The sequence below is a fragment of the Dactylosporangium cerinum genome (genome assembly GCF_042653625.1).
In the GTDB taxonomy this organism is placed as follows: Bacteria; Actinomycetota; Actinomycetes; order Mycobacteriales; family Micromonosporaceae; genus Dactylosporangium; species Dactylosporangium cerinum.
Genome location: NZ_JBHSIU010000064.1, coordinates 1 through 5506, shown reverse-complemented (window position 1 = coordinate 5506; position 5506 = coordinate 1). Strand labels below are relative to the sequence as shown.

Annotated in this window: 1 protein-coding gene; it reads left to right on the top strand. The window is 73.8% G+C overall.

The window, feature by feature from the left end; all coding sequences use genetic code 11:
* Positions 1 to 138: 138 nt before the first annotated feature.
* Positions 139 to 5506: SDR family NAD(P)-dependent oxidoreductase (locus ACFPIJ_RS42115; protein ID WP_380124279.1), on the top strand; the 5368-nt coding region annotated here is incomplete at its 3' end.

Here is a 5506-nt window from a genome sequence, read left to right as displayed (position 1 = left end):
GTCATCCTCGACAACCACCACGAAGCACTCGCCGCCCTCGCCACAGACAGTCCCCACCCGTCGTTGGTACGTGGCACGACACGGCCCGCGGGGAAAACCGCCTTCCTCTGTACCGGGCAGGGCAGCCAACGCCCCGACATGACCATCAACCACCCGGCCTTCGACGCCGCCTGCACCGAGCTGGACAAGCACCTCGACCGGCCCATCCGCGAAGCCATGGCCGACCCCTCGCTCATCCACGAAACCCGCTACGCCCAACCCGCCCTGTTCGCCGTCCACGTCGGCCTGCACGCCCTGGCGTTGAGCTGGGGCATCACCCCCGACTACCTCACCGGCCACTCCATCGGCGAACTCTCCGCAGCACACCTCGCCGGAGTCCTCAGCCTCGCTGATGCCGCATTGTTGGTCACCGCCCGCGGTCGGCTCATGAACGCCGCCACCCCCGGCGGCGCGATGATCGCCATCGAAGCCACCGAAGCCGAACTGACACCGATGCTCGACCCAGCCCTGGCCAGCATCGCCGGACTCAACTCACCGACCAGCACCGTGATTTCCGGCGACACCGACACCGTCACCCAGGTAGCCGCACACTGGGCCGCGCTCGGACGACGCACCAAACGACTGACCACCTCCCACGCGTTCCACTCCCCACACATGGACGCGATCCTCGACGAATTCGCCGCCATCGCCGCCACCGTCACCTATCACCCCGCCACCACCCCCGTCATTTCCAACCAGACCGGCAACATCGCCACCGACCAGCAACTCTCCAGCCCCGAATACTGGACCCGACACATCCGCGAAGCCGTCCGCTACCGCGACATGATCACCACACTCGAGCGGGCCGGCACCAACACCTACCTCGAACTCGGGCCGGACAACACCCTCAGCGCCCTCACCCACACCTGCCTACCCGCCGAGCACACCGCCACCATCACCGCCGCGCACCTCGGCGACCACGCCCAAGCCGCGCTGCACGCCGCAGGCCAGGAGACGACCTGGACCACCACCACCCCCGCCGGACGGCACACCGACCTGCCGACGTACCCCTTCCAGGGAGACCACTTCTGGGTCCGGGCGCAGCCCGGTTCCGCGGCGCTCGGGCTGGCGGTCAGCGGGCACCCGCTGGTCGAGGCCGCGCTGCCGCTGGCCGACGACGACGGGTGGCTGCTCACGGGCAGGATCTCGCTGCGCAGTCACCGCTGGCTGGCCGACCACGCCGTGCTCGGCACGGTCGTGCTGCCGGGGACCGCGCTGGTGGAGCTGGCCGTGCACGCCGCGGACCGGGCGGGCTGCCCGGGCGTGGAGGAGCTGACGTTGCAGTCGCCGCTGCTCATTCCCGAACGGGGAACGGTGCGGTTGCAGGCGACCGTCGGCGGCCCCGACGTGCGGGGGCGGAGGCCGTTCTCGGTCCACTCCCGCCCGGACGGCGCCGGCGCGGCGTGGACCGCGCACGCGACCGGCACGCTGGCGGGTCCGGCCGACGGCACCGGCGACGGGCCGGGTGACCTGGCCGAGTGGCCGCCCGCGGGTGCCGTCCCGGTGGACACGGGCTCGCTCTACGACCGGCTGGCCACTGCCGGCTACGGCTACGGACCCGCCTTCCAGGGGCTGCACGCCGCCTGGCGGGACGGCGACGACGTGTACGCCGAGGTCACCCTGCCGGGCGAGCAGCACGCGGACGTCGGCCGGTTCACCCTGCACCCGGCGCTGCTCGACGCCGCGCTGCACGCCACCGCCGCCACGGCCGAGACCCTGGACGAGGCTCAACTGCCGTTCGCCTGGTCGGACGTGCGGGTGTTCGCCGCGGGCGCAACGAGCCTGCGGGTGCGGCTACGACCGGTCGCCGGGGGCACGTCGGTGCTGGTGGCGGACGAGTCCGGCGCTCCCGTGGCGGCCGTGGCCTCGCTCGCCACCCGGCCGGTCACCGCCGCGCAGCTGGCCGCGACCACCGCCCGGGCCGGTGGCACGCTCTACCGCCTCGGTTGGAAACCGCTGAACGGCACGGCGGCCGCCGGCGCGATCGAGCCGGTCGCCGTCCTGGGCGACGGTCCGGCCGGGCCGGGCCTGGTCGGCTATCCCGGCCTGGCCGAGCTCGCCGAGGACGCCGACCGGCCGGCCGTGGTGCTCGTCGCGGTCCCGGCGGGCCGGCACCCCGCCGATCACGGACCGGTGCGTGACGTCCTGCGGCTGGTGCAGGACTGGCTTGCGGAGGATCGTCTCGCGGGCACCCGGCTGGTGCTCGTCACCCGGGGCGCGGTCGCGGTCGAGCCCGGCGAGGATGTCGCCGACCTGCCCGGGGCCGCCGTCTGGGGCCTGGCCCGGACCGCCCGCAACGAGCACGCCGACCGGGTTCACCTGCTCGACACCGACGACGCCGGGATCCCGGCCGACGTGCTCCGGCGGCTCATCGCCGGTGTGGAGCCCGAGCTGGCGGTCCGTGCCGGCCGGTGCAGCGTCCCGCGCCTCATCCCGGTGGGCGCTCCGGAGGTTCCCGGCGCCGGGCTCGACCCGGACGGCACGGTGCTGATCACCGGCGGCACCGGCGCCCTCGGTGCCCTCCTGGCCCGGCACCTGGTCACCACCCACGGTGTCCGCCGGCTGCTGCTGACCAGCAGGCGCGGGCCGGACGCTCCCGGGGCGGCCGAGCTGTGCGCCGACCTCACCGCCCACGGCGCCGAGGTCACCGTCGCGGCCTGCGACACCGGCGACCGCGACGCCCTGGCCGGGCTGCTCAGTGGACATCGGCTGGCCGCGGTCGTCCACACCGCCGGCGTCCTCGACGACGGGCTGTTCACCGACCTCACCGCCGAGCGGCTCGACGCCGTCCTGAACGCCAAGGCCGACGGGGCCTGGCACCTGCACGACCTCACCCGGGACCACGGCCTCGCCGCGTTCATCACCTACTCCTCCATCGCCGGCACGCTCGGCAACCCAGGTCAGGCCAACTACGCCGCCGCCAACACCTACCTCGACGCCCTCGCCGCCCACCGGCAGGCCAACGGGCTGCCGGGCACCTCCCTCGCCTGGGGTCCGTGGGCCGCGGACGGCGGGATGGCGGCGGACGGCGGGCGGGGCCGGTCCGGCCGGGGTGTCGTCGCGCTCTCCGCCGACGAAGGGCTCGCGTTCTTCGACGCAGCGCTGTCCGGAGAGCGCTGGCCGATCGTCGTACCCACCAAATTTGATCTTGGAAAGCTGGCGGAGGTGGACCCGGTCCCGGCCGCGGTGCGCGACCTGGTCCGGACCCGGGCGCGGCGCGCGATCGACGGTGCGGGGCTGCGGCTCGCCGGGCTGGCCGGGGCCGAGCGGCGGGCGGCGCTGCTCGACCTGGTCCGCGGCCGGGTCGCCGCCGTGCTCGGGCACGGTTCGGCCGCCTCGGTCGACCCCGCCCGTGCCTTCCAGGACCTGGGCTTCGACTCCCTGACCGCGGTCGAGCTGCGCAACCAGGTCGGCGCGGTCACCGGGCTGCGGTTGCCCGCGACGCTGATCTTCGACTACCCGACCACGGACGCTCTGGTCGGGTACCTGATGACGGAGCTCGGCGGCGGCCGGGAGACGGCGACGGTCCGGGCCGCGACGGCGGTCGACGGCGACCCGATCGCGATCGTCGGGATGGCCTGCCGCTATCCCGGCGGCGTGACCGATCCGGCGCAGCTGTGGGAGCGGCTGGCGTCCGGCGCCGACGGGATCGGGGCGTTCCCGACCGGCAGGGGCTGGGATCTGGACACCCTCTTCGATGCGGATCCTGACGCGGCGGGCAAGTCCTACGTCCGGGAGGGCGGTTTCCTCTACGACGCGGACCACTTCGACGCCGACTTCTTCGGGATCAGCCCGCGGGAGGCCATTGCGATCGACCCGCAGCAGCGGCTGCTGCTGGAGACGTCGTGGGAGGCGTTCGAGGCGGCCGGGATCGATCCGGCGGCGCTGCGCGGCTCCGCCACCGGCGTCTTCGCCGGCGTGATGTACGGCGACTACGGCGCCCGGCTCTACGGGCAGGTGCCGGACGGGCTCGAGGGCTACCTCGGCACCGGCAGCGCGTACAGCGTGGCGTCGGGCCGGGTGGCGTACACCTTCGGCCTTGAAGGCCCGGCCGTCACCGTCGACACGGCCTGCTCCTCGTCGCTGGTCGCCATGCACCTCGCCGGTCAGGCCCTGCGCAGCGGCGAGTGCGATCTGGCCCTCGCCGGCGGGGTGACGGTGATGTCGACACCGGGCACGTTCATCGAGTTCAGCCGGCAGCGCGGGTTGGCCCAGGACGGGCGCTGCAAGTCGTTCGCCGCCGCGGCCGACGGGGTCGGCTGGGGCGAAGGCGCCGGCATGCTGGTCTTGGAGCGCCTCTCCGACGCCCAGCGCAACGGGCACCCGGTCCTCGCCGTCATCCGCGGAACCGCGGTCAACCAGGACGGTGCCAGCAACGGCCTCACCGCTCCCAACGGCCCCTCCCAGCAACGCGTCATCCGCCAGGCCCTCGCCAACGCCCGCCTCACACCCTCCGATGTGGACGCCGTCGAGGCGCACGGCACCGGCACCACCCTCGGCGACCCGATCGAAGCGCAGGCCCTGCTCGCCACATACGGCCAGGACCGGCCCGCCGACCGGCCGCTGTGGCTGGGTTCGGTGAAGTCGAACATCGGGCACACGCAGGCCGCCGCCGGGGTGGCCGGGGTCATCAAGATGGTCCTCGCGATGCGGCACGGCCGGTTGCCGCAGACGCTGCACGTGGACGAGCCATCCCCGCACATCGACTGGTCGGCCGGAAACGTGGCGCTGCTGACCGCGGCTCAGCCATGGACCCCGAACGGTCACCCGCGCCGGGCCGGTGTCTCGTCCTTCGGCATCAGCGGCACGAACGCGCACATCATCATCGAGGAGCCGGCCACCGGCCCTGCGCCGCGGGAAAGCTCCGCGACACCGCTGCCGTGGCAGCTGTCCGCGAAGAGCCCGGCCGCGCTCGCCGACCTGGCCGCCCGCCTCGCCACGCACCTGGGTAGCACGCCGGAGCTGGCCGGCGACGACGTCGCGTACACCCTCGCCCGCCGGCCGCAGCACGCCCACCGCGCTGTCATCCTCGCCGAGCACCAAGCGGCACTCGAAGCACTCGCCACCGACGGTCAACACCCGTCCCTGGTACGCGGCACCACCCGACCCGCCGGGAAAACCGCCTTCCTCTGCACCGGGCAGGGCAGCCAGCGCCCCGACATGACCATCAACCACCCGGCCTTCGACGCCGCCTGCACCGAGCTGGACAAGCACCTCGACCGGCCCATCCGCGACGTCATGACCGACCCCACGCTCATCCACGAAACCCGCTACGCCCAACCCGCCCTGTTCGCCGTCCACGTCGGCCTACACGCCCTCGCACGCAGCTGGGGCATCACCCCCGACCACCTCACCGGACACTCCATCGGCGAACTCTCCGCAGCCCACCTCGCCGGAGTCCTCAGCCTCGCCGATGCCGCGCTCCTCGTCACCGCCCGCGGCAGGCTGATGAACGCCGCCACACCCG